This window comes from Mucilaginibacter sp. P5_A6 (assembly GCF_056400585.1).
In genome coordinates this window covers 1-20,556 of the sequence record NZ_JBFUKZ010000035.1, presented here as the reverse complement: position 1 = coordinate 20,556, position 20,556 = coordinate 1, and the positions used below count along the sequence as shown (strand labels likewise).

19 protein-coding genes are annotated in these 20,556 nt (G+C 40.1%); 13 read left to right on the top strand and 6 right to left on the bottom strand.

The annotated features are described in order from the left end of the window. The first annotated feature begins 224 nt into the window (after window positions 1-224). From fbp to AC1DO4_RS25810, 6 genes are all read left to right on the top strand, one after another. On the top strand, window positions 225-1,274 hold the full coding sequence (fbp, locus tag AC1DO4_RS25835) for a class 1 fructose-bisphosphatase (protein WP_477420650.1): 1,050 nt from the start codon (window positions 225-227) through the stop codon (window positions 1,272-1,274). Between the two features lie 12 nt (window positions 1,275-1,286). Continuing rightward, window positions 1,287-1,760: an Lrp/AsnC family transcriptional regulator gene (locus AC1DO4_RS25830; protein ID WP_477408529.1), complete on the top strand. Its 474-nt coding sequence runs from the start codon at window positions 1,287-1,289 to the stop codon at window positions 1,758-1,760. 415 nt (window positions 1,761-2,175) lie between these two features. Next, window positions 2,176-3,918, top strand: coding sequence for a sensor histidine kinase (locus AC1DO4_RS25825; RefSeq protein WP_477420649.1), 1,743 nt, complete (start codon window positions 2,176-2,178; stop codon window positions 3,916-3,918). Window positions 3,919-4,139: 221 nt separating this feature from the next. Next, window positions 4,140-4,418 carry a 30S ribosomal protein S15 gene (gene rpsO, locus AC1DO4_RS25820; RefSeq protein WP_076379122.1) on the top strand — a complete coding sequence of 93 codons (279 nt, stop codon included), beginning with the start codon at window positions 4,140-4,142 and terminating at the stop codon, window positions 4,416-4,418. A 130-nt stretch (window positions 4,419-4,548) separates the two neighbouring features. Then, window positions 4,549-6,684 carry a polyribonucleotide nucleotidyltransferase gene (pnp, locus tag AC1DO4_RS25815; RefSeq protein ID WP_477420648.1) on the top strand — a complete coding sequence of 712 codons (2,136 nt, stop codon included), beginning with the start codon at window positions 4,549-4,551 and terminating at the stop codon, window positions 6,682-6,684. A gap of 150 nt (window positions 6,685-6,834) precedes the next feature. Next, the gene (locus AC1DO4_RS25810) at window positions 6,835-7,128 is read left to right on the top strand and encodes a hypothetical protein (RefSeq protein ID WP_477409566.1); all 294 of its coding nucleotides are present in this window, start codon (window positions 6,835-6,837) and stop codon (window positions 7,126-7,128) included. A gap of 32 nt (window positions 7,129-7,160) precedes the next feature. Here AC1DO4_RS25810 and AC1DO4_RS25805 read toward each other — a convergent pair whose 3' ends face one another. Then, the gene (locus tag AC1DO4_RS25805) at window positions 7,161-7,550 is read right to left on the bottom strand and encodes a hypothetical protein (protein ID WP_477420647.1); all 390 of its coding nucleotides are present in this window, start codon (window positions 7,548-7,550) and stop codon (window positions 7,161-7,163) included. 151 nt (window positions 7,551-7,701) lie between these two features. Between AC1DO4_RS25805 and rpe the strand changes: the two genes are divergently transcribed. From rpe to AC1DO4_RS25790, 3 genes are all read left to right on the top strand, one after another. Next, window positions 7,702-8,370 (top strand): ribulose-phosphate 3-epimerase, encoded by a 669-nt coding sequence (gene rpe / locus AC1DO4_RS25800; RefSeq protein ID WP_477420646.1) that lies wholly within the window; start codon window positions 7,702-7,704, stop codon window positions 8,368-8,370. A 184-nt stretch (window positions 8,371-8,554) separates the two neighbouring features. Further along, window positions 8,555-9,622, top strand: a complete 1,068-nt coding sequence (serC, locus tag AC1DO4_RS25795; protein ID WP_477420645.1) for a 3-phosphoserine/phosphohydroxythreonine transaminase — start codon at window positions 8,555-8,557, stop codon at window positions 9,620-9,622. 172 nt (window positions 9,623-9,794) lie between these two features. Next, the gene (locus tag AC1DO4_RS25790; RefSeq protein ID WP_477420644.1) at window positions 9,795-10,748 is read left to right on the top strand and encodes a D-2-hydroxyacid dehydrogenase; all 954 of its coding nucleotides are present in this window, start codon (window positions 9,795-9,797) and stop codon (window positions 10,746-10,748) included. 311 nt (window positions 10,749-11,059) lie between these two features. On the opposite strand, the gene AC1DO4_RS25785 is transcribed toward AC1DO4_RS25790, so the two are convergent. The 4 genes from AC1DO4_RS25785 to AC1DO4_RS25770 all read right to left on the bottom strand — a co-directional run bounded on the left by AC1DO4_RS25785 (window position 11,060) and on the right by AC1DO4_RS25770 (window position 15,743). Further along, on the bottom strand, window positions 11,060-12,463 hold the full coding sequence (locus AC1DO4_RS25785) for an MBL fold metallo-hydrolase (RefSeq protein ID WP_477408451.1): 1,404 nt from the start codon (window positions 12,461-12,463) through the stop codon (window positions 11,060-11,062). A gap of 117 nt (window positions 12,464-12,580) precedes the next feature. Then, window positions 12,581-14,413 carry an ABC transporter ATP-binding protein gene (locus tag AC1DO4_RS25780; RefSeq protein WP_477420643.1) on the bottom strand — a complete coding sequence of 611 codons (1,833 nt, stop codon included), beginning with the start codon at window positions 14,411-14,413 and terminating at the stop codon, window positions 12,581-12,583. Window positions 14,414-14,441: 28 nt separating this feature from the next. After that, the gene (locus AC1DO4_RS25775) at window positions 14,442-14,957 is read right to left on the bottom strand and encodes a hypothetical protein (protein WP_477420642.1); all 516 of its coding nucleotides are present in this window, start codon (window positions 14,955-14,957) and stop codon (window positions 14,442-14,444) included. Window positions 14,958-14,966: 9 nt separating this feature from the next. Further along, entirely contained in the window at window positions 14,967-15,743 is a 777-nt protein-coding gene (locus AC1DO4_RS25770; RefSeq protein ID WP_477420641.1) for an SAM hydrolase/SAM-dependent halogenase family protein, read from the bottom strand. Window positions 15,744-15,844: 101 nt separating this feature from the next. On the opposite strand from AC1DO4_RS25770, the gene AC1DO4_RS25765 reads away from it, so the two are divergent. From AC1DO4_RS25765 to AC1DO4_RS25750, 4 genes are all read left to right on the top strand, one after another. Next, complete coding sequence (locus AC1DO4_RS25765; protein WP_477420640.1) at window positions 15,845-16,804, top strand: PhoH family protein; 960 nt, start codon at window positions 15,845-15,847, stop codon at window positions 16,802-16,804. A gap of 147 nt (window positions 16,805-16,951) precedes the next feature. Then, the gene (locus AC1DO4_RS25760) at window positions 16,952-17,896 is read left to right on the top strand and encodes a phosphoribosylaminoimidazolesuccinocarboxamide synthase (protein ID WP_477420639.1); all 945 of its coding nucleotides are present in this window, start codon (window positions 16,952-16,954) and stop codon (window positions 17,894-17,896) included. A 53-nt stretch (window positions 17,897-17,949) separates the two neighbouring features. Beyond that, on the top strand, window positions 17,950-18,327 hold the full coding sequence (locus AC1DO4_RS25755) for an STAS domain-containing protein (RefSeq protein WP_477407353.1): 378 nt from the start codon (window positions 17,950-17,952) through the stop codon (window positions 18,325-18,327). A gap of 21 nt (window positions 18,328-18,348) precedes the next feature. Then, window positions 18,349-19,263, top strand: a complete 915-nt coding sequence (locus tag AC1DO4_RS25750; protein WP_477420638.1) for a ribonuclease Z — start codon at window positions 18,349-18,351, stop codon at window positions 19,261-19,263. A gap of 183 nt (window positions 19,264-19,446) precedes the next feature. Here AC1DO4_RS25750 and AC1DO4_RS25745 read toward each other — a convergent pair whose 3' ends face one another. Continuing rightward, a complete protein-coding gene (locus tag AC1DO4_RS25745) occupies window positions 19,447-20,391 on the bottom strand; it encodes an MlaD family protein (RefSeq protein ID WP_477420637.1) in 945 nt (314 codons plus the stop codon). Window positions 20,392-20,556 lie beyond the last annotated feature (165 nt).

The following is a 20,556-nucleotide window of genomic DNA, read 5'->3' as shown; positions in this document are numbered from 1 at the left end:
AATTTGCACCGCTTTTAAAAAAAACGGCTATAACCCTGTGTTTACTGTCAGAATAACAGGTTTATAATATTGCCTATTTTACACTTAGTATCCGTTGGTGGATATCGGTTATTTAGTGCTAAATGAAATATTTTGTGCTTAAATGTTGTTTTTTAAGGATATAAGTGCTTATATTGGCTGAGCCAATTAGTATCAATAAAAACGTAAACCATACACTAAGTTATATGCCGGTAGTTAAAACTTTAGGACAATTTATCATCGAAAAACAAGCCGATTTTGCATACGCCAAAGGGGAACTTTCCAGGCTTTTGCGCGACATCGGGATCGCTGCCAAGATCGTTAACCGGGAGGTAAATAAAGCCGGCCTGATGGATATACTGGGGCAGGCGGGCAGTATGAATATCCAGGGAGAAAGCCAGCAGAAATTGGATGTTTTTTCTAATGAACAATTCATATCTGCGTTGTCAAGCGGTGGCGAATGCTGTATCGTAGCGTCAGAAGAAAACGAGGATATCATCCGGATAGATACCGAGGTGGCAAACAACGCCAAATATATCGTAGCTATCGACCCATTGGACGGTTCGTCCAATATTGATGTGAATGTGCCCATTGGTACCATCTTTTCAATTTACCGTAGATTATCCCTGGAAGAACCAGCCACCCTGGCCGATGTACTGCAACCAGGTACTGCACAGGTAGCGGCCGGGTATATAATTTACGGCTCATCTACCATGTTGGTTTATACCACAGGGAAAGGCGTAAACGGGTTTACGCTCGATCCATCCATCGGTGAGTTCTGTTTATCGCATCCGGATATGCGGATTCCTGAAGATGGTGTCATCTATTCTATCAATGAAGGGAATTATGTGCATTTTCCTAAAGGAGTGAAGCAATATATCAAGTATTGCCAGGTGGAGGATAAGAGTACCAGCCGGCCTTATACCTCGCGTTACATTGGCTCAATGGTGGCCGATCTGCATCGTAACCTCATCAAGGGCGGTATTTTTATTTACCCGGTTACATCTGCTGCGCCTAATGGCAAACTGCGCCTTGTTTATGAGTGTAATCCAATGGCTTTTATTTTGGAACAGGCCGGGGGCAGGGCAACCAATGGTACAGACAGGATACTGGAGCTTGATGTGCAGGAGCTGCACCAGCGTTCGCCAATTTTTATTGGTTCGGTTAATATGGTAAAAAAGGCCGAGTGCTTTATGCGGGAGGCCGGGGTGCTTTCTTTTAATGACGCGGAACCTTTTTTAACAAAAGCATCATAGCTTATATTCATCATGCAGAACAATCAACTCGACGATACCGATATTGCTATTATACAACTATTGCAGAAAGATGCGCAAATAACACATAAGGAGATTGGCTACCTGCTGCATAAAAGTGTTACCCCCATTCATCTTAGGATAAAGCGGCTGGAGGATGAAGGATACATTAAACGCTACGTGGCCATTATTGATCCTAAAAAGGTTGGCCGGGGCCTTATCGCTTATACGCATGTACAGTTAAAGGAGCACTCCCGGGATGCGTTGCTGGCCTTTCAGCAGGAGGTGGTTAAGTTGCCCGAAATTATGGAATGTTACCATATGACCGGGATTTTTGATTTTTTGCTCCGTATAGCCATAAGTGACATGAACGAATACAACGTACTGCTGATGACGAAGCTGGCCGGATTGCCGGATGTTGGTAACATGCAAAGCTTTTTCGTATTGTCGGAAGCAAAACAGGAAACCGCTTATCCTGTACATATATAAAAATGCCCCATTATAACCGGTTACTAATTCCGTAGTTTATACCCTGATCGTCGATAAGTCTTTTATCTATTTGTCATCCTCTCCTTCAGCGTCGCCGGATTTTACCTCGTGGCATGATCGTAGTTAAGTTCCAAACCCAATACGTTTTCGCCATTTTTACAGGATCATCATAGCGGATATCAGCCAATGGCGGTGAGATATACGTTTCACGAATGCGTAAAAATATTACTGAATGAAATTTAAATAGCTGCTAAGCGTTCTCCCTTTATCTGAGCATATTTAAAAAGTGCATAAGGTTGAAATTTCTATATTTGCGAAATTTTATAAGTTATTTGAACGAAAAGGCGTCGGTAGGTGACCTGTTATTAACAATACCTAAACCAATCAATTTTTCCCTGTTTACAACGAGTCAACGATGCTAAAAAATATAGGAGTTACAAAAGGAAGATCAACACATTATCACCGCAGGATATTTATCATTTTCCTGGTATTTACCTTCCTGATCACCGCTGGTTCCCTGTTCCTGAGAAATTCAATTTCAAAAAAACTGCAAAACCTGGGTCAGCAATATAAAGACCCTCTGCAATCCCAGGAGATCAATAATGTTTTGCTGGATTTAAACAGTGCAGAAAATGATTTTCAGAAAGCGAGTTTATATGGTGGCACCGAAAAGTTGGAGTCCTATAAAACAAAGCTTACAAATGTTTTCAATCAGATCAATACAATACTTAATAAGTATAAAGCTGATATTCCCAAATATTTTCCAGCGGGTAAGGGTGAGCTTGAAAAAACTTTTGACCGTAAATTATCAATGTCAAAGGAAGTATTTGAACTTAAGCACAAGTTTGATTCGCTTTTAAACGCAACAACCATACAGGGGATTAAGGGCCAGGGTAATTTAAATGCTGCGGCCGGTTATCAAACCAGGCGCCATTTCAATGTGAAAAATGGGGCCGATACACTGGTAAAAGAAATAAATGCACCAGCCAGCAAAAACGGTTTGTTTAAACGTTTGAGGGATGCGTTTAATAATAAAAACCAGGCAGGCACCTCTGTCAGGGTGCTTACAGTCAATCGTGTAAAACAGATCAGCGATTCGGTAACACGGTCTTTAGTCAGAAAGCAAAATCTATCGGTTGAGCAATTAGTGCGGGAATTAAATGAAGAAAACAATCACCTCACCGAATCTAACAAGCAGCTGATAGCCGCCAACCTTAACCTGGTTATCCAGCTTCATCAGTTGGTACAGGAGCTCAAAGATGTTCATATTAATGCCTGGGAGTTAAGCCGGAATAAAACACTTGCCCAGTACCAGCTTGCAACAAGCGAGCTTAACAATTTTACCGGCGTGGCCGTTATTATGATTCTTATTTTCATCATCCTGCTGCTTGTTTACATCCGTAAGGCAGGAAAGGCAGAAGAACTTTACCTGGGAGAAAATGAACGAGCCATTGCCCTTGCCGAGCAAAAATCGGAGTTACTGGCCATTATGAGTCATGAAATCCGTAATCCGCTTACAACCATTACTGGAACTATTTATATTTTAAATAAAACCATTCGCTCACCTGAACAGCAAAAACGCCTTGCTTCTATGAACCATGCTGCCCAGATGTTGATGGAGACTATTAATAATATACTTGACGCCAGCAAGATAGATCATCAGAAAGATGAAGTGCTTAACTTATCTGAGTTTAATCCCTACCATGAGATCAGCCAGGCAATAGCAGCCATGAGCTTTCTTGCAGAGAACAAACAGATTTATTTAACCGCAGCGTTTGATGGGGAAGGGGATGTGTTAATCAGCGGGGATGCTTTCAGGCTAAAACAGGTAATGATTAATTTGCTTGGCAATGCTATAAAATACACAGAAACCGGAGGCGTAACGGTTAAGGTTAGTTTGCGTTCAATTAATGAGCATCAGCAAAAACTGGAAGTACGGATTATTGATACCGGAACAGGTATCCCTAAAGAAAGGCAAGCTAAATTGTTTACCAGGTACTACCAGGCCGACCGCTCCGGAGATAAAGCGGGTACAGGTCTCGGTCTTTATATTTGCCACCAGCTACTTGTATTACAGCAAGGAAGCATTGGCGTGGAAAGCGATGCAGGAAAAGGCAGCTGTTTTTACTTTAATATTCCCTATAAAAAAGCTGGTTAGCAGTATTGTATTGCCGTTTATAGCAATAAGGTTATTCTTTTATAAATTCTTTTACAATTCAGGATCTTCTTCTCCCGGCATCCTATGTGGCATTTACTAATGAAGGGAATGGTTTCGGTTAAGAATCATCTTACTGTTCGCCCTTGCATATATGAAACATTCACACTATCTTTGCACCCACAATTAACAAAAATATTTAACGCTTTAATATTATTCAAGTAATGTATTTAGGTAAAGAAGCAAAGGCAGAGATCTTTGCAAAACATGGTAAAGGTGCTACAGACACAGGTTCGGCAGAAGGACAGGTAGCATTATTCACCACTCGCATTGCACACTTAACTGGTCACCTGAAAAAAAACAAACATGATTTTTCTACCCAGTTATCGCTACAAAAATTAGTAGGTAAACGCCGTGCATTGCTGGCATACTTATTCAAAAAAGACATTGAAAGATATCGTGCTATCATCAAAGCTTTACAGCTAAGGGATATCATTAAGTAATTCTCTCTTTTTTTATTTAAAAGCCATCCCGAATTTGGGGATGGCTTTTTTACTTTTGCAACAAATATTATACATACATAAAAAACCGGTGCGCTCCGAAAGATGAAAAGTGCACCACAAACAAAAGAAGATGAGTTTAAACGTAATTAAAAAAGTTATCGATTTAGGTGATGGCCGCACTATTGAGATCGAAACAGGTAAACTGGCCAAACAAGCCGATGGCTCTGTAGTTATTAAAATGGGTGATACCATGTTATTGGCTACTGTAGTATCATCACAGGAAGCGAAAGAGGGAGTTGATTTTTTACCCCTTTCTGTTGATTACCAGGAAAAATACGCTGCCACCGGCCGTATACCGGGTGGTTTTTTACGCCGCGAGGCACGTTTATCAGACTACGAGGTTTTGATCTCGCGTTTGGTTGACCGCGCTTTACGTCCGTTGTTCCCTTCAGATTATCATGCTGATACACAGGTGATGATCTCTTTAATTTCTGCAGATAAAGACATTATGCCTGATTGCCTTGCCGGTTTGGCAGCATCAGCAGCATTAGCTGTATCTGATATTCCTTTTAACGGTCCTATCTCTGAAGTACGTGTTGCTAAAATTGATGGCCAGTTGGTAATTAACCCAACTTTAAGCCAGCTTGAGCGTGCTACTTTAGAATTTATTGTAGCAGGTAGCGAGCACGATATCAACATGGTTGAAGGTGAATCAAAAGAGATTCAGGAAGCCGAATTGGTTGAAGCTATTAAGTTTGCACACACCGCTATTAAATTGCAGTGTTTAGCTCAAAAAGAATTAACCATTGAAGTTGGCAAAACCGAAAAACGTGTTTACAGCCATGAAAACAGCAATGAAGATTTGAAAAAAGCTATTTACGCTGCTACTTATGATCAGGTTTACGCTATCGCTTCTTCTGCATCTGCAAAAGATGAGCGTTCTGCCAAATTCAAAGAAGTTCGTGATGCTTACATTGCTACTTTAGGCGAAATTGATGATGTTACCAAGTTTTTAGCTAAAAAATACTACCATGATGTGGAGTACGATGCTATCCGTAACCTTGTATTAGATGAAGGCAAACGGTTAGATGGTCGTACAACTACCCAAATCCGCCCTATATGGAGCGAAGTTGGTTATTTACCATCTGCTCACGGTTCTGCGGTATTTACCCGTGGCGAAACCCAGGCATTAACTACTGTTACTTTAGGTGCTAAGGATGATGAGCAAATGATTGATGGCGCGTTCATCAACGGTTATCAAAAATTCCTGTTGCATTATAACTTCCCAGGTTTCTCAACCGGCGAGGTTCGTCCGAACAGGGGTGCTGGTCGCCGCGAAATTGGTCACGGTAACCTGGCCATGCGTTCATTAAAACAGGTATTGCCATCTGAGGATGAAAATCCATATACTATCCGTATCGTTTCTGATATCCTGGAATCAAACGGTTCGTCATCAATGGCTACGGTTTGTGCCGGTACATTGGCTTTGATGGATGCAGGTATCAAAATCAAATCGCCGGTATCAGGTATCGCGATGGGATTGATCACCAACGAAATGGGTACTAAATATGCTATCCTATCTGATATTCTTGGTGACGAGGATCACTTAGGTGATATGGACTTTAAAGTTACCGGTACCACGAATGGTATAGTTGCCGTACAAATGGATTTAAAGATCAATGGCTTATCATACGAAGTGTTGACCAACGCTTTAAACCAGGCTAAAGAGGGTCGTTTACACATTCTTGGTGAAATGGCTAAAACTCTTACTGCTCCCCGTGTTGATTACAAACCACACGCTCCGCGTATTGTTACCATTAAAATTGATAAAGAATTTATTGGTGCAGTTATCGGGCCCGGCGGTAAAATTATCCAGGAAATGCAACGTGAAACCGGTGCAACTATTTCTATCGAAGAAAAAGACAACCAGGGTATCGTTCAAATATTTGCCGATAACAAAGCTTCCATCGACCAGGCTTTATCGCGGATCCGTAACATTGCTTCTAAACCAGAAGTTGGCGAGATTTACGAAGGTAAAGTGAAATCAATTATGCCGTTTGGTGCATTTGTTGAGATCATGCCAGGTAAAGACGGTTTGTTACACATCTCTGAAATTGATCACCGCAGGATTGAGAAGATGGACGGCATCTTTGAAGTGGGTGATGAGGTAAGAGTTAAATTGCTTGATGTTGATAAACAAGGTAAACTGAAGTTATCGCGCAAAGCGTTATTGCCAAGGCCAGAAGCACCAAAAGCAGACAAATAAATTTTATATTTTGATATATACAAAACCCTCTATATGAGGGTTTTGTTATTTTTTCTTGTATTCTTGACACTTTTTTTGCAAAAAATTAAAACAAAAGGCATTTATTTAAACTTTATATCAGTTAATAAATAGTTGATAAAACCTTAAATTTTGACTCCGCTTGTAAAAAACATGACTCCTGCTACCAATGATCCTTTAGATTTTCTCAACAATAATCCGCATGGGAAGCAGTCGGCTGCGCAAAATGATCTGGTGCAGCAGTTATTATATGAAATTATCCGTGTTAAAGAATTAATACAGTATTATGATTCCATCCCCAATGGTGGCGGTCAGCTTGGCTCATCGATTTTGAACGAACTGGTAGCAGAGGCCTATGGTTCTTTAGTCAATTATGATACGGTACTGATGAAAAAGTACTATGATCTGCTGCTAAACTGCGATTAGGGGCGCCCTAAGTCCCTGAAGGGGGAAAATGATCATCTATAAAATTTCAGGAGCTTTTTTTCCAACAACCCCATATCCAATAGCGACGTATTTTTGCCGTTATTGATAAAATTCTCTTTTTGAATATGACTTATTAAATCGGGGTCGATCAAAAATCCGGGATAATTTTTCAAATAAAGTGGATAATACCCTGGCCAAATCCATACTCCGTCGGTATAATAGCCGTGTGGGCAAAGTAGTTCGCCGGTTGTAAAGTCCTTTACATAATGCATCCAACCAAAAACTATCGCTCCATTGTTTAAATAATCAGCCACTTTGGCTATCAACGTTTCATCCCAATTCTGAAATTCAAACATATCTGTAAATGGAATTGCCGAATGGATATTGTCGTCGTGCTCCTGTACAAAGCCAGTTAGTTTCATCGCATTTGATTATATGTCGGTAAAATTATACAAATTCCCTTTTTTACCTAATTAGATCCGGTTATATGAGATACGGTGAAGTTTGTGTAAAAGTTTACAATAAAATTTCTGAACCTTCCTTTCATGGGGCTGGGGATTTATATATTTGCACATGAATCACCTGATAGCACCATCAATTTTAGCAGCCGATTTTGCCAACCTGCAACACGATATTGAAATGATCAATAAAAGCGATGCCGACTGGGTGCATGTTGATATTATGGACGGCATGTTTGTGCCAAACATCTCTTTTGGTTTCCCCGTTGTTATTGCCACTAAACAGCATGCCACCAAACCGCTGGATGTACATTTAATGATAGTTGACCCCGACCGCTATTTAAAAGCTTTTAAAGATGCGGGAGCTGATGGTATCACTGTTCACTATGAGGCTTGCCCGCATTTGCACCGAACTATACAGGCTATTAAAGAACTTGGCTGCAGGGCAGGAGTAGCCCTTAACCCGCATACGCCTGTTGCCTTGCTTGAGGATATTATTGCCGACCTGGACATGGTGCTCATCATGTCTGTAAACCCCGGCTTTGGCGGACAGAAATTTATTGACAATACCTACAAAAAACTCAACGACCTGAAAGAGCTTAGCCGAAAGAAAAATCCCGGATTACTGATAGAAGTTGATGGTGGTGTTGGCGAGCATAATGTAAAAAAATTGTTAGATGCCGGTGCAAATGTGCTGGTTGCGGGCAATTCGGTGTTCTCGTCGGCCGATCAGCTGGCTGCGGTATCTAATCTTAAATACCCCGAAAGGTTATTACAATTGTAATAATTACTACCAACCTTATAGGATTAATTTAAAATTTGCAATCAAAAAGGCTTTTGTTGATTAATTGTATATTTTTTCAAAAAATGCAAATAAATGATATCAATTTTGTCAAATTGATTAACTTCGGCCCAACTAAATACAAAGTTCCTAATCAAGTATTCAGAACCTACAATACGTTAATTATATGWAACATAATTTTGGTGCCGGACCAGGCATTTTACCTCACGAAGTTTTAAAACAAGCTTCAGAGGCGGTTATTGATTTTAATGGTACAGGATTATCATTGCTGGAGATCTCCCACCGGTCGAAAGAATTTGAAGCAGTTTTGGATGAAGCTGTTGCATTGGTAAAAGAATTATTCAGTGTACCAGAAGGTTATTCGGTATTATTTTTACAGGGTGGTGCCAGCACGCAATTTGCCATGGCCCCTTATAACCTGCTGCCATCGGGTGGCAAAGCTGCGTACCTTGAAACAGGTGTATGGGCAAACAAAGCTTTAAAAGAAGCTAAATATTTTGGCGAAGTAGAGGTAGTAGCCTCATCAAAAGCGAGCAACTTTACTTACATTCCTAAAGATTATACTATTCCTGCTGATGCGGCTTACTTTCACATCACATCAAACAATACCATTTATGGTACACAGTTACAGGAGTTTCCTAAATCACCTATACCTGTGGTTTGCGATATGTCGTCAGATATATTTAGCCGCAAAATTAACGTTGCCGATTTTGGTTTGATTTACGCCGGCGCTCAAAAAAATATGGGCCCTGCCGGTGTTACCCTGGTAATTGTTAAGGATGAGATACTGGGCAAGGTTGATCGTAAGATTCCTGCAATGTTTAACTATCAAACTCAGATAGAAGGTGGTTCTATGTATAATACGCCGCCATGTTTTGCTATCTATGTATCAATGCTTACCCTTAACTGGTTAAAAGCCAAAGGCGGTGTTGAAGCCATTGAGCAGGAAAATATTACCAAGGCAAGAGTATTGTATGAGGAGATTGAACGCAACCCAATATTTAAACCCGTTTGCGCTGTTGAAGACCGCTCACATATGAACGTTACCTTTGTAATGGAAAATCCAGAGCTGGAAAAACCATTCCTTAAATTATGCGACGAAAGAGGTATAGTAGGCATCAAAGGACACAGAAGTGTTGGTGGTTTCAGAGCATCAATATACAACGCATTGCCAATAACCAGTGTATACGCGCTGATTGATGTAATGCAGGAATTTGCAGAATTAAATAAATAATTAACGTTCATTAGTTCATTGGTTCATTCGTTCATTAGTACTTACGAAGCAAGCCTCTGAACTAAATTAACTAAGTAACAATCGTTTATTTGTTCGCTGTTCATCAGTCTATTTAATATTTAATAAAGCAGACCAATGAACTAATGAACCAATAAACCAATGAACCAATAAGATGATCAAAATATTAGCTAATGACGGTATCGATCCGATAGGAAAGCAGCTTTTGGAGGAAGCCGGTTTCTTTATTGATACCAATAACATTCCACAGGATGAATTGCCTGTTAGGTTACAGGAGTATGATGGTATCACTGTACGTAGTGCGACTAAAGTACGTAAAGCATTAATTGATGCCTGCCCAAATTTGAAACTGATTGGCCGCGGCGGTGTTGGTGTTGATAATATTGACGTTGACTACGCCAAAGAAAAAGGCATAGGTGTTTATAACACTCCGGCTTCTTCATCATTATCTGTTGCCGAACTGGTATTCGCCAGTTTATTTGGATGTGTACGTTTCCTGCCTGATAGCAACCGCAAAATGCCGGTTGAGGGCGCTACTAAATTTAACGACCTGAAAAAAGCTTACGCAAAAGGTATCGAATTGCGTGGTAAAACTTTAGGTATTGTAGGTTTTGGCCGTATTGGCCGCGAAGTGGCTAAGATAGCCATTGGCGTTGGTATGGAAGTTTTAGCTTATGACCTGTTTCCATTCAACCCTGAGGTTGACATAGTTTTGGGTGGTGGAACTACAGTTAAAGTAAGTGTTAAAACAGCTACTTTAGATGAGGTTATCAAACAATCTGATTTTATTACCCTGCATACCCCATTTATTGATAAAGCGTTGTTTGGAGCAGAGGAATTGGCTCAAACCAAAAAAGGCGTTGGACTTGTAAATATTTCCCGTGGTGGTTTAATTGATGAGTTGGCTTTGGTTGATGCATTAAACAGTGGCCAGGTTTCATTTGCAGCTCTTGATGTGTTTGATAACGAGCCAACACCTCGCGAAGAAATATTAAAACACCCTAAAATTTCTTTAACTCCTCATATTGGCGCTGCCACCAATGAGGCCCAGGAGAGAATAGGTACCGAGCTTGCTAATTTGATCATTGGTCATTTTAAAAAAGCATAAATACGAATTCTCTCGAATTGGTTCGTATTTCACGAATTGAATCAGACTCCAATTTTACGAATAAAACAAATGGCACGAATTCCTAAAGAGTTCGTGCCATTCGCTTTTATAAGCCATATATAATTAAAATAAGTCATGCATGTTTCAGCCTCTCACGTGTTAAGCGGCGATATGCAGCGTTTACAAATTGACTGTTGCCTTCATATGAGTTGCAGAAATAATTTCCATGACCGAAGTGTCGGCTCATCAATTTATCCGACTTGTCGACTCCTAAAATTCGTGACAATTAGAGTCCATTGGTGAAATTCGTGTTAAATTAAATTGTACGTTATGTCCCTCTCCGGTACTGTAACCGTATATCCTTCTTCCTCCAAAGAATTTGCCAGCAGCTTCATACTTTCTCCTTCACCATGGACAAGGAATACGCTCTTAAGTTTTGCTTTATCCTGCTGTTTTACGTTATCTAACAGGTCCTGGTGATCGCCGTGGGCGCTAAGTACATCGGTTTGTTTAATGGTGGCGTAAACGGCCAGCTCACGGTCTTTAATGTGAACTATAGAATCGCCGCGCAATAAACGGTGACCTAAAGTTCCCTTGGCGCAATAGCCTATGAACAGGATGGTACAATAATAATTCTGGATATTATAGAACAGGTGATCCTGGATACGCCCGCCCTCCAGCATTCCGGCTGATGAGATGATGATACATGGTTCATAGTAGTTCGAGATCTGGCGGCTATCTTTCAGGTTTTCTACATAAGTAAGATTGTCAAACTCAAATTCATCGCCTTTATCCCGGTAAAAATCCTGTGCTTCCTGGTTTACCAGGCTGTGGTATTTGCGGAAGATACCGGTTGCCATGGTAGCCATTGGGCTATCCACAAAAACCTTAACCTGTGGCAGTAAACCTTCTGTAAAGATCTTATTTAATGAATACACCAATGATTGAGTACGCCCGATGCTAAATGCAGGAATAATTAAACGGCCCTGTTCTCTTACACAGGTTTTATCAATAACTTCGATAAGCGTGTCCTCTACGGATTTACCTTTACTATGGTAACGACCACCGTAGGTTGATTCTGATACCAGGAAATCAACCGGGGGTAATTCCTGCGGATCGTTGAGCACCGGGTAATTCTTTCTGCCGATATCGCCTGTAAAGGCGATGGACTTTTCTTCGCCGTTTTCGATTACTTTTAAAACTGCCGCAGCTGCACCTAACAGGTGACCAACCGGGATAAAAGTAAGTTCGATATTGCCGTTTATCCGGAAAGGACGGTTAAAGCCTATGGTAACAAAACGGTCAACAGTGTCCATTACATGCTTTTGCAGGTATAAGGGTTGCGGGCCACTACCATTGTTAAATTTACCTTTGCCGCGTTTCCTGTTTCCTTTATTTGCCTTATTCATGAAAATGCTTACCGAATCAAGCAACAGCAGCTCGGTAAGATCAGCAGTAGGAGGGGTACACAATATTTGGCCGTTAAAGCCTAACCTTACCAGGGTGGGCAGATTACCGGAGTGATCAATGTGTGCATGTGTAAGTATTACCACGTCGATCTCTTCCGGCCTGAAGGGGAAGTTTTCGTTTGATTGTATGCTGCGGTCCTTCTCATAATCTAATCCGCAATCTATCAATATTTTATATTGGTCAACCTCCAGCAAATGCATGCTGCCGGTTACCTGTTGGGCAGCTCCGTGTATCGTTAATTTCATTTTATAAGTCGATGGGCCACAGTCAATATACCATAGCCTCTATATACCTTTTAGGTTTTCGGTTTAATATCCGAACTTTTATTTAAATAATGGTAATCCGTAACAGATAATCACGAATTAGTTACTCTGCGATTCAAATTGCAACTGACTTAAATAGCGATAAAGCCCCTGTTCGTTGCCGATGAGTTCCTGGTGGCTGCCGCTCTCGATGATCTCACCTTTTTCCAATACAATGATCTTATCTGCCTCACGGATAGTTGATAAGCGGTGCGCAATGATGATAGAGGTACGGTCTTTCATTAACTCTTCCAAGGCTTCCTGAACCAAACGTTCAGATTCTGAATCTAACGATGACGTGGCTTCATCCAAAATTAATATTGACGGATTTTTTAATAATGCCCTCGCGATAGCAATACGCTGGCGCTGACCGCCCGAAAGCTTTACACCACGCTCACCCACAATGGTTTCATAACCTTCGGGAAAAGAGGTAATAAACTGATGTGCGTTTGCACGTTTGGCAGCCTGTATAATATCCTCTTTGGATGCATTCAATCGGCCATAAGCAATGTTCTCTAATATCGATCCGCCGAACAGCAGTACATCTTGCGGAACAATGGCAACCTGGTTACGGATATCGGTAATGGAATAATCTGACGCCGGCCGGTCATCAAATAAAATTGTTCCGTTTTGCGGATGATAGAACTGCAATATCAATGAAGCCATAGTTGATTTGCCCGAACCGCTTGGCCCAACAATGGCTACCTTTTGCCCGGCAGCAGCATCAAATGAAATACCTTTTAAGATGGTTAGCTCCGAGCGGGATGGGTAGGCAAAAACCACATTATCGAAAGATATATCTCCTTTGATGGGTTGATCTACCTGGTTGTTATTTTCAACCATAGAGATATCTTCGCCGGTTTCGGCTAATATCTCCAGTACACGCTCACTTGCACCTACTGCTTTTTGTAAGTTGGCATATAAGTCGGGGAAACTGCCCATAGCAGCGCCTACAAATATGGAGTACATGATAAAGGTGGTTAAATCACCCACCAGGATTTCTCCGTGGCTAACCAATACCGATCCGTACCATATAACGCCCACAAAAGTACCGAATAAACAAAATACAATAAACGATGCAAAAATTCCACGGAACTTGGCACCCTTTACAGCTATATCTACTACGTTTCGTAATATTTTATCATAACGGGTGGCTTCATAAGCTTCGTTTACAAATGCCTTTACGTTGGCAATGCCCTGCAGGGTTTCCTCAACAATGGTGTTTGATTCTGCGAGTTTATCCTGCGCCTGCCGTGAGAGTTTACGAATAAACTTCCCGAAAAATACAGCGAATGCCACCAGGAATGGTAAAATAGCCAGTAAGGCGAGCGTTAATTTTATAGATACCACTGCCAGCAAAATAACACTACCTACCATGATCACTAACTGCCTGATGATTTCGGCTATGGTAGTTGTTAATGTATCCTGTATTTGAGAAAGATCGGCAGATATGCGGCTGTTTAATTCACCAACACGGCGGTTGGCAAAAAAGTTCATAGGCAGGGTGATGAGCTTAAAATAGGTATCGCGCCTGATATCAGCTAATGAACGCTCTGCAACCTGAACAAACCATACTACCCTGAAAAATGAAACAAATGCCTGGCCAAATAATAAGATAAACCCAAAAACTGCAATTCCATTTAAGCTATGCGGGAGGTATTGGCTTACAAATTTGCCCTGGGCCGCATCAATTAATGAACCTAATATTTTAGGGAACGCAAGCCCAACCAAACTCGATATAAACAAAAATAACATTCCTGCTATAAACTTCCACCGGTAGGGTTTTATGTAAGTGAGCAGCTTCCGTATGTTTTGGATGCTCTGCCTGTTTATTTTTGCTTTAGGTAATTCGGTCTCGGTCTTAGCGCCACTGTTCAGTCGTCCTCTTGCCATTTATAGTTTTATAGTTACGGGCGCTAAATTACACCTTAACTTTGTTTCTTTTGTAAAGGAGATATAAAATTGACGCAAGCATGAGGGCAATTACAATTATATAGATGGTATGTGAATTGCCCTTTTGCTCTGCGTTGGCTTTAAGTTGCGCATTTTGTTGTTTAAGTTTTTTTATAGTGGCTATAAAGTTCCGGTTAATAGTTTCTGCTTCCTGGCTATGACTTTGGATTTGCCTTTGCTGAAAAGCACGGTACTCCAGTAAAATTTTTAGCTCCTTATAAATATTGTCATCTGTTTTTACAATATCCATCAAAATGTTGTTGGAGCGGCGGATATCGTCCTTTGTTTGAAGACCGAAAATTCCGGTATGCTGGCTTAAACTTTGACTATACTGCCCAAATTTTTGCTTACGCGAAGCCAGCATATTGTTGATTTTTTTACGCTGAAGCTGGTATGCAATAGAATCGGCGTTAAACTGCGATTGTGCGAAAAGATCGCCCACGGCAAAAAAACATAGCAAGCCAAGTAGTATTAGTTTTCTCATATGTTAATTTTACTGAAACTCGATGATCACCTTATCATTAAGGTTTAAACCTAATAAACCACTCGCGTTTCCTTTATTTATAGCAATCTCTAAATGGTCGCTGATGCCAAAAAGGCATAATTTTTCGCCTACTGGAACTTCATTATAGTGCCAGCTAAGGTGGTTAATCGTTTCGTTACGTTTAAAATTCAGCACAAAACGACGGCCCTGCTGTACACTGTTAAAAAACTCCTTGGTAATGTTGGTAATCACATTTTGAAACGAATCGATATAAATAACAACACCTTTTATCAGGTTTTTTTCGATAACAGGCTGCAGGTTCATTTTGTTTTCTATTTCATGTACCGGAAGGCCAATCTCGCTAAGTTTTCCGCCTTTTGCCAGGTGACAGGCTGCCTTTACAAAAATATCTGCAAGGGGAAAATGGAGAAATTTAAGGTCTTGCATAATGTTGATCTCTACAATCTCTTCCGGGTCGGTATCAAACATCAGGGAGAAAATTCCATTATCGGCACCTACAAAATAATGTTTTTTGTACCTTACGGCCAGGTACTTGGTATGGTCGCTATATACAGTATCGATGCCTATAAGGTGCACCGTATCTTCGGGGAAGTAATAAAAGCTGTTCTTTAATATAAACGCGGCCTGTTGCACATTAAAAGCCGCTACACTGTTGGTAATATCAACAATATTAACTGTAGGCAACAATTTATAGATACTTCCCTTTAAAGTAGCCTGGTAAATGTCCTTATCGCCCAAATCAGTAGTTAATGTTATTATTGCCATTAATTTTATAATATTTATTGCTAATCTTGTAATAGCATTTGAAGCTACAAATATTCAATTTTTAATTCATAAAAATCCGTAACTAAAAAATCAAATTAGTATTGAACGAACTTAAGCTATCAATTGAAAACGTAAATCCAGCCGTATTGTGGGGGCCAAATAATGATCATTTTGAGATCATTAAGAAACAATATCCCAAGCTTAAATTAGTTGCACGAGGCAACGAAATAAAAGTTTTGGGTGATGATCACGAACTAAATGTTTTCCAGGAAAAATTTTCTCATCTGCTGCAACATGTTGAAAAATTTGAGAACCTGAACATTACCGATCTTGAACGTATTTTAGGATCGAAAGTTACTACAGGGCCGTCAACTGACCAGGTAACCGATAAATTTGCCAGCGGCGAGGTTATTGTTTTTGGCCCGAATGGGGTAATGGTGAAAGCCCGCACTGCCAACCAGCGTAAAATGGTTGATAGCATTAATCAAAGCGATATTCTTTTTGCCATAGGGCCTGCAGGTACGGGTAAAACCTATACTGCCGTTGCATTAGCTGTACGTGCCCTCAAGAATAAAGAAATAAAGCGTATTATTTTAACCCGCCCGGCAGTTGAAGCAGGAGAGAACCTCGGCTTTTTACCCGGCGACTTAAAAGAAAAAATCGACCCATATCTGAGGCCGTTATATGATGCCCTTGATGATATGATCCCAGCGGAAAAACTTAAGTTTTACCTGGAGAACCGTACCATTGAAATTGCACCATTGGCATTTATGCGCGGCCGTACCCTTGATAATTGCTTTGTGATATTGGATGAGGCCCAAAATGCTACTGATATGCAGCTCAAGATGTTCCTGACACGTATGGGACCGTCTGCAAAGTTTATTGTTACAGGCGATGTTACGCAGATAGATTTGCCCAAAAAACAACAATCGGGCCTGCACACCGCCCTGCGTATATTAACAGATATAAAAGGGATTGAAATAGTATACCTAAGCGGCGAAGACGTAGTGCGCCATAAGCTGGTACGTAAAATATTAGCCGCTTACGGGGATATTCAGTAGATATGAGATATTAGATTTGAGATATGAGATGCCTTTTCGGCGTTTTATACTCAAATAGATATTGTGATATCAGTAGATCTGAGATATGGGTTTTGATTGTTCTTCAGTCTTAAATCTCACATCTCAAATCTCAAATCTAATTCAACAATGAATTCAATAAAAGAGACACATTTTAATTTTCCCGGGCAAACCGGTTATTATAAGGGTAAGGTACGGGATGTTTATACCATAGATAATAAGTATCTGGCCATGGTAGTATCTGATAGGATCTCGGCATTTGATGTTGTACTGCCCGAGGCTATTCCTTATAAAGGACAAGTGCTTAACCAGATAGCTGCCCGTTTTTTAAAGGCTACAAGTGATATTGTACCCAACTGGGTTATATCGGTTCCGGACCCAAGTGTTACTATAGGCCGCATTTGTGAGCCTTTTAAGGTAGAAATGGTAATTCGCGGATATTTAGCCGGCCATGCTGCACGGGAGTACAATGCCGGCAAGCGACAGGTTTGCGGTGAAACACTGCCCGAAGGTTTGAAGGAAAACGACATTCTTCCCGAGCCTATAATAACGCCAACTACTAAAGCTTCGGTGGGGCATGATGAAGATATTTCAAAAGGAGAGATTCTGGCACATGGCATTGTATCTGCCGGTGATTATGCCCAATTGGAAAGTTATACCAAAGCGCTGTTTAAACGCGGTACCGAAATTGCTGCAAAACAAGGACTTATACTGGTTGATACCAAATATGAATTTGGAAAGGTTGGTGACGAAATTTATTTGATTGATGAAATTCACACCCCTGATTCTTCAAGGTATTTTTACAAGGAAGGTTATGAGGAGCGTCAGCAAAAAGGTGAACCACAAAAGCAGCTTTCAAAGGAGTTTGTAAGAAAATGGCTTATAGAAAACGGTTTTCAAGGTAAGGACGGGCAGGTTGTTCCGGTTATGACAAAAGAAATTGTTGAATCTATATCTGAACGCTATATTGAGCTTTATGAGCAAATTACAGGAGAGGCATTTGTAAAATCGGATACCATGAATGTTTTGGATAGGGTAGAAAGTGCTATAAAGCATGCGCTTAATAACATGTAATTTTTATTTCCAAATAAAATAATCTTATCTTAGCTTAATAATTTTCAATAAGAATGAAATTTGCTGTCGATAAACACGAGAAATACATTTTAGTGAAGCTCAATGAATCAAAATTGAATTCATTAGTAACACCTCAGTTAAAATCTGAGCTGATATTGATCAATACGGAAGGGCAAAGAAATATCATTCTTGATCTTTCTCAAGTTAAATTTGCCGATTCATCTGGCTTAAGCAGCCTGTTGGTTGGGCATCGTCTATGTAAAAATGCGTCTGGCGTATTTATTCTTGCGGGTTTAAATGATGCTGTTTCGCGGTTGATCACTATTTCTCAATTAGATAACGTACTAACCATAGTACCAACTTCTGAAGAAGGCGTCGATCTTATTTTCATGGAAGAAATTGAAAAAGAACTTAAAAAAGAATCAAGATAACCCAATGATTGTTTACCGGGTATGAAATTTGAGGTAACAATACTTGGAAGCAGTTCTGCCACCCCCATTTTTAACAGAAATCCTACAGCACAAGTGCTCAATATTAATGATCACTTGTATTTAATTGATTGCGGCGAAGGTACCCAGCAGCAAATGCTGCGCTTTGATGTTAAAGCAAGCCGCATCGATTACATATTTATCAGCCACCTGCATGGTGATCATTACCTGGGCCTGGTAGGTTTGCTTTCGTCAATGCACCTTAACGGACGAAAAAAAACGCTATATCTTTTCGGCCCTCCGCATTTAATGGAGATCATAGACCTGCAATTAAAGTATTCTGAAACCACGCTTCATTTTCCGTTGGCGTTTACCCAAACCAATGCGCAAAAAGCCGAAGTTATTGTGAATAATAATGATATCATTATAGAAACCATCCCGCTAAATCACCGGATCGACTGTACCGGTTTTATCTTCAGGGAAAAAAAACGCTTACGTAAGCTGCGTAAGGAGATAATAGAAGAAATGGAGATCCCTGTAGCATATTTTACGGCTTTAAAAAAGGGTGCTGATTATACTTCGCCAACCGGGAAGGTATATAAAAACGAAGATCTTACCATTGATTCTGAAGAGCCTAAATCCTACGCTTATTGTTCAGATACGTTATATGGAGAGCAATATTTTAAACAGATAGCTAACGTTACACTTTTATATCACGAAGCTACCTTTTTAAATGATATGCTGGATAGGGCGAATATTACTTATCATACTACGGCGCTACAAGCAGGAGATATTGCGTTAAAAACAAATGCGAAAAAATTGCTGATCGGCCATTTTTCGGCCAGGTATAAAACCTTAAATGAGTTACTGGATGAAGCAAAAAGTGTTTTCCCTGCTACCGAACTGGCAATTGAAGGAAGAACATTTTGTATAGAATAACAGATGCTGGATGTGCAAATTAACTCCGTTGAGGGCTTCGCCGTTTCAAATGTGCAAATTTTAGATGTATGATAATTTATTAACAGTCTTTCATTCTCAGATTAACACTTTCCGGCCAAAAAAAAGGCGGCAATCATCAGTGATTGCCGCCTTTTTTCTTTGTCTTAATTCTTTCTTCCGTTTTTAATCTTTCTTCCCGCCAAAAACAGAGAAGCTTACATACCGTTTTGGATGCGCTTTTAAGTCAAGTAAAAGGTTGTTAAGACTATTGGTGGCGGCATCCATATTTTTGTATACTTTATCGTCGTTCATCAATAAGCCTAATGTTCCTTTTGTCGAGTTGATATTAGCTATGGTAGCCTGCAAATCGGCCATGGCTTTGTTTGCATTATCCAGGGTATTTTTGATGTTTGATGCGGCTATATCGTTGCTTATTTTTTCAAAATTGGTAGCCATGCCATTAACGTGTACTGTACTGGTTTTTAAATTATCAGACACAACTTCGGCATTTGAAAGTATAACATCAATGTGTTTTGTTTGAGTGCCTACCAAATTGTCAATCTTTTTGGTAACCCCTTCTAATGTTTGTAGTGAGTTGGCAATGCTCATGAAGCTTCGGTCAACATTTTTTTGAAAGTTGGGGTTCAATATTTTGTTGATTGCCGCAAGGGATGAATCGAGTTTATTAATAAGCATTTCGGCCTTTTTTTGAATTGGCTGCAGGCTTTCGGCAAGGCTTCCCTGTATATCGGCTTTTAAAGTGTCTTTGTTCTCGGCAAGTATTTTACTGTTGCCCAGTTCAAAAACAATGGCTTTACTACCTAAAAGATCGGTACTTTCCAGCTTTGCAAGTGTGTTATTAGGTACATCGTATTTTTCCTCTATTTTAAATTCTACGATGGTATGGCCATCTGGCTGAAGTTCCATTTTCGAGATCCGGCCTATCTGGAAACCATTTACCAACACCGGTTTTGATACACCAAGACCTTCTACGCTGTTGTAAACTGCATAAAATTTATTTGACCCCGAAAAAACATCGTTACCTTTTAAAAAACTATACCCCAATATCAGTATAGTAACAGAAATTACTGTAAGTGCGCCAATTTTTGTTTCGTTTGAAATTTTCATTAATAAGTAGTTGTGATTATGTTTATGCTTTGCAGGAAACGCCTGTACTATAGGTAATGTTTTGTTTCTACTAATAAATGTTTAAGCACCGGATTAAGTTTGGGTGTAAACGTTGCGTAAGTACCTTTATTATTGCGATACCTGTTCAACCGATACCTGTTCAAC

What these genes read in the sequence shown, in the direction of transcription:
- AC1DO4_RS25755 (WP_477407353.1), top strand. Translation starts at nt 17,950, where the DNA reads ATGAAATTTGCTGTCGATAAACACGAGAAATACATTTTAGTGAAGCTC.
- AC1DO4_RS25775 (WP_477420642.1), bottom strand. Translation starts at nt 14,957, where the DNA reads ATGAGAAAACTAATACTACTTGGCTTGCTATGTTTTTTTGCCGTGGGC.
- AC1DO4_RS25805 (WP_477420647.1), bottom strand. Translation starts at nt 7,550, where the DNA reads ATGAAACTAACTGGCTTTGTACAGGAGCACGACGACAATATCCATTCG.
- rpe (WP_477420646.1), top strand. Translation starts at nt 7,702, where the DNA reads ATGAATCACCTGATAGCACCATCAATTTTAGCAGCCGATTTTGCCAAC.
- AC1DO4_RS25785 (WP_477408451.1), bottom strand. Translation starts at nt 12,463, where the DNA reads ATGAAATTAACGATACACGGAGCTGCCCAACAGGTAACCGGCAGCATG.
- AC1DO4_RS25760 (WP_477420639.1), top strand. Translation starts at nt 16,952, where the DNA reads ATGAATTCAATAAAAGAGACACATTTTAATTTTCCCGGGCAAACCGGT.
- AC1DO4_RS25790 (WP_477420644.1), top strand. Translation starts at nt 9,795, where the DNA reads ATGATCAAAATATTAGCTAATGACGGTATCGATCCGATAGGAAAGCAG.
- AC1DO4_RS25750 (WP_477420638.1), top strand. Translation starts at nt 18,349, where the DNA reads ATGAAATTTGAGGTAACAATACTTGGAAGCAGTTCTGCCACCCCCATT.
- AC1DO4_RS25780 (WP_477420643.1), bottom strand. Translation starts at nt 14,413, where the DNA reads ATGGCAAGAGGACGACTGAACAGTGGCGCTAAGACCGAGACCGAATTA.
- AC1DO4_RS25825 (WP_477420649.1), top strand. Translation starts at nt 2,176, where the DNA reads ATGCTAAAAAATATAGGAGTTACAAAAGGAAGATCAACACATTATCAC.
- pnp (WP_477420648.1), top strand. Translation starts at nt 4,549, where the DNA reads ATGAGTTTAAACGTAATTAAAAAAGTTATCGATTTAGGTGATGGCCGC.
- fbp (WP_477420650.1), top strand. Translation starts at nt 225, where the DNA reads ATGCCGGTAGTTAAAACTTTAGGACAATTTATCATCGAAAAACAAGCC.
- AC1DO4_RS25770 (WP_477420641.1), bottom strand. Translation starts at nt 15,743, where the DNA reads ATGGCAATAATAACATTAACTACTGATTTGGGCGATAAGGACATTTAC.
- AC1DO4_RS25745 (WP_477420637.1), bottom strand. Translation starts at nt 20,391, where the DNA reads ATGAAAATTTCAAACGAAACAAAAATTGGCGCACTTACAGTAATTTCT.
- AC1DO4_RS25830 (WP_477408529.1), top strand. Translation starts at nt 1,287, where the DNA reads ATGCAGAACAATCAACTCGACGATACCGATATTGCTATTATACAACTA.
- rpsO (WP_076379122.1), top strand. Translation starts at nt 4,140, where the DNA reads ATGTATTTAGGTAAAGAAGCAAAGGCAGAGATCTTTGCAAAACATGGT.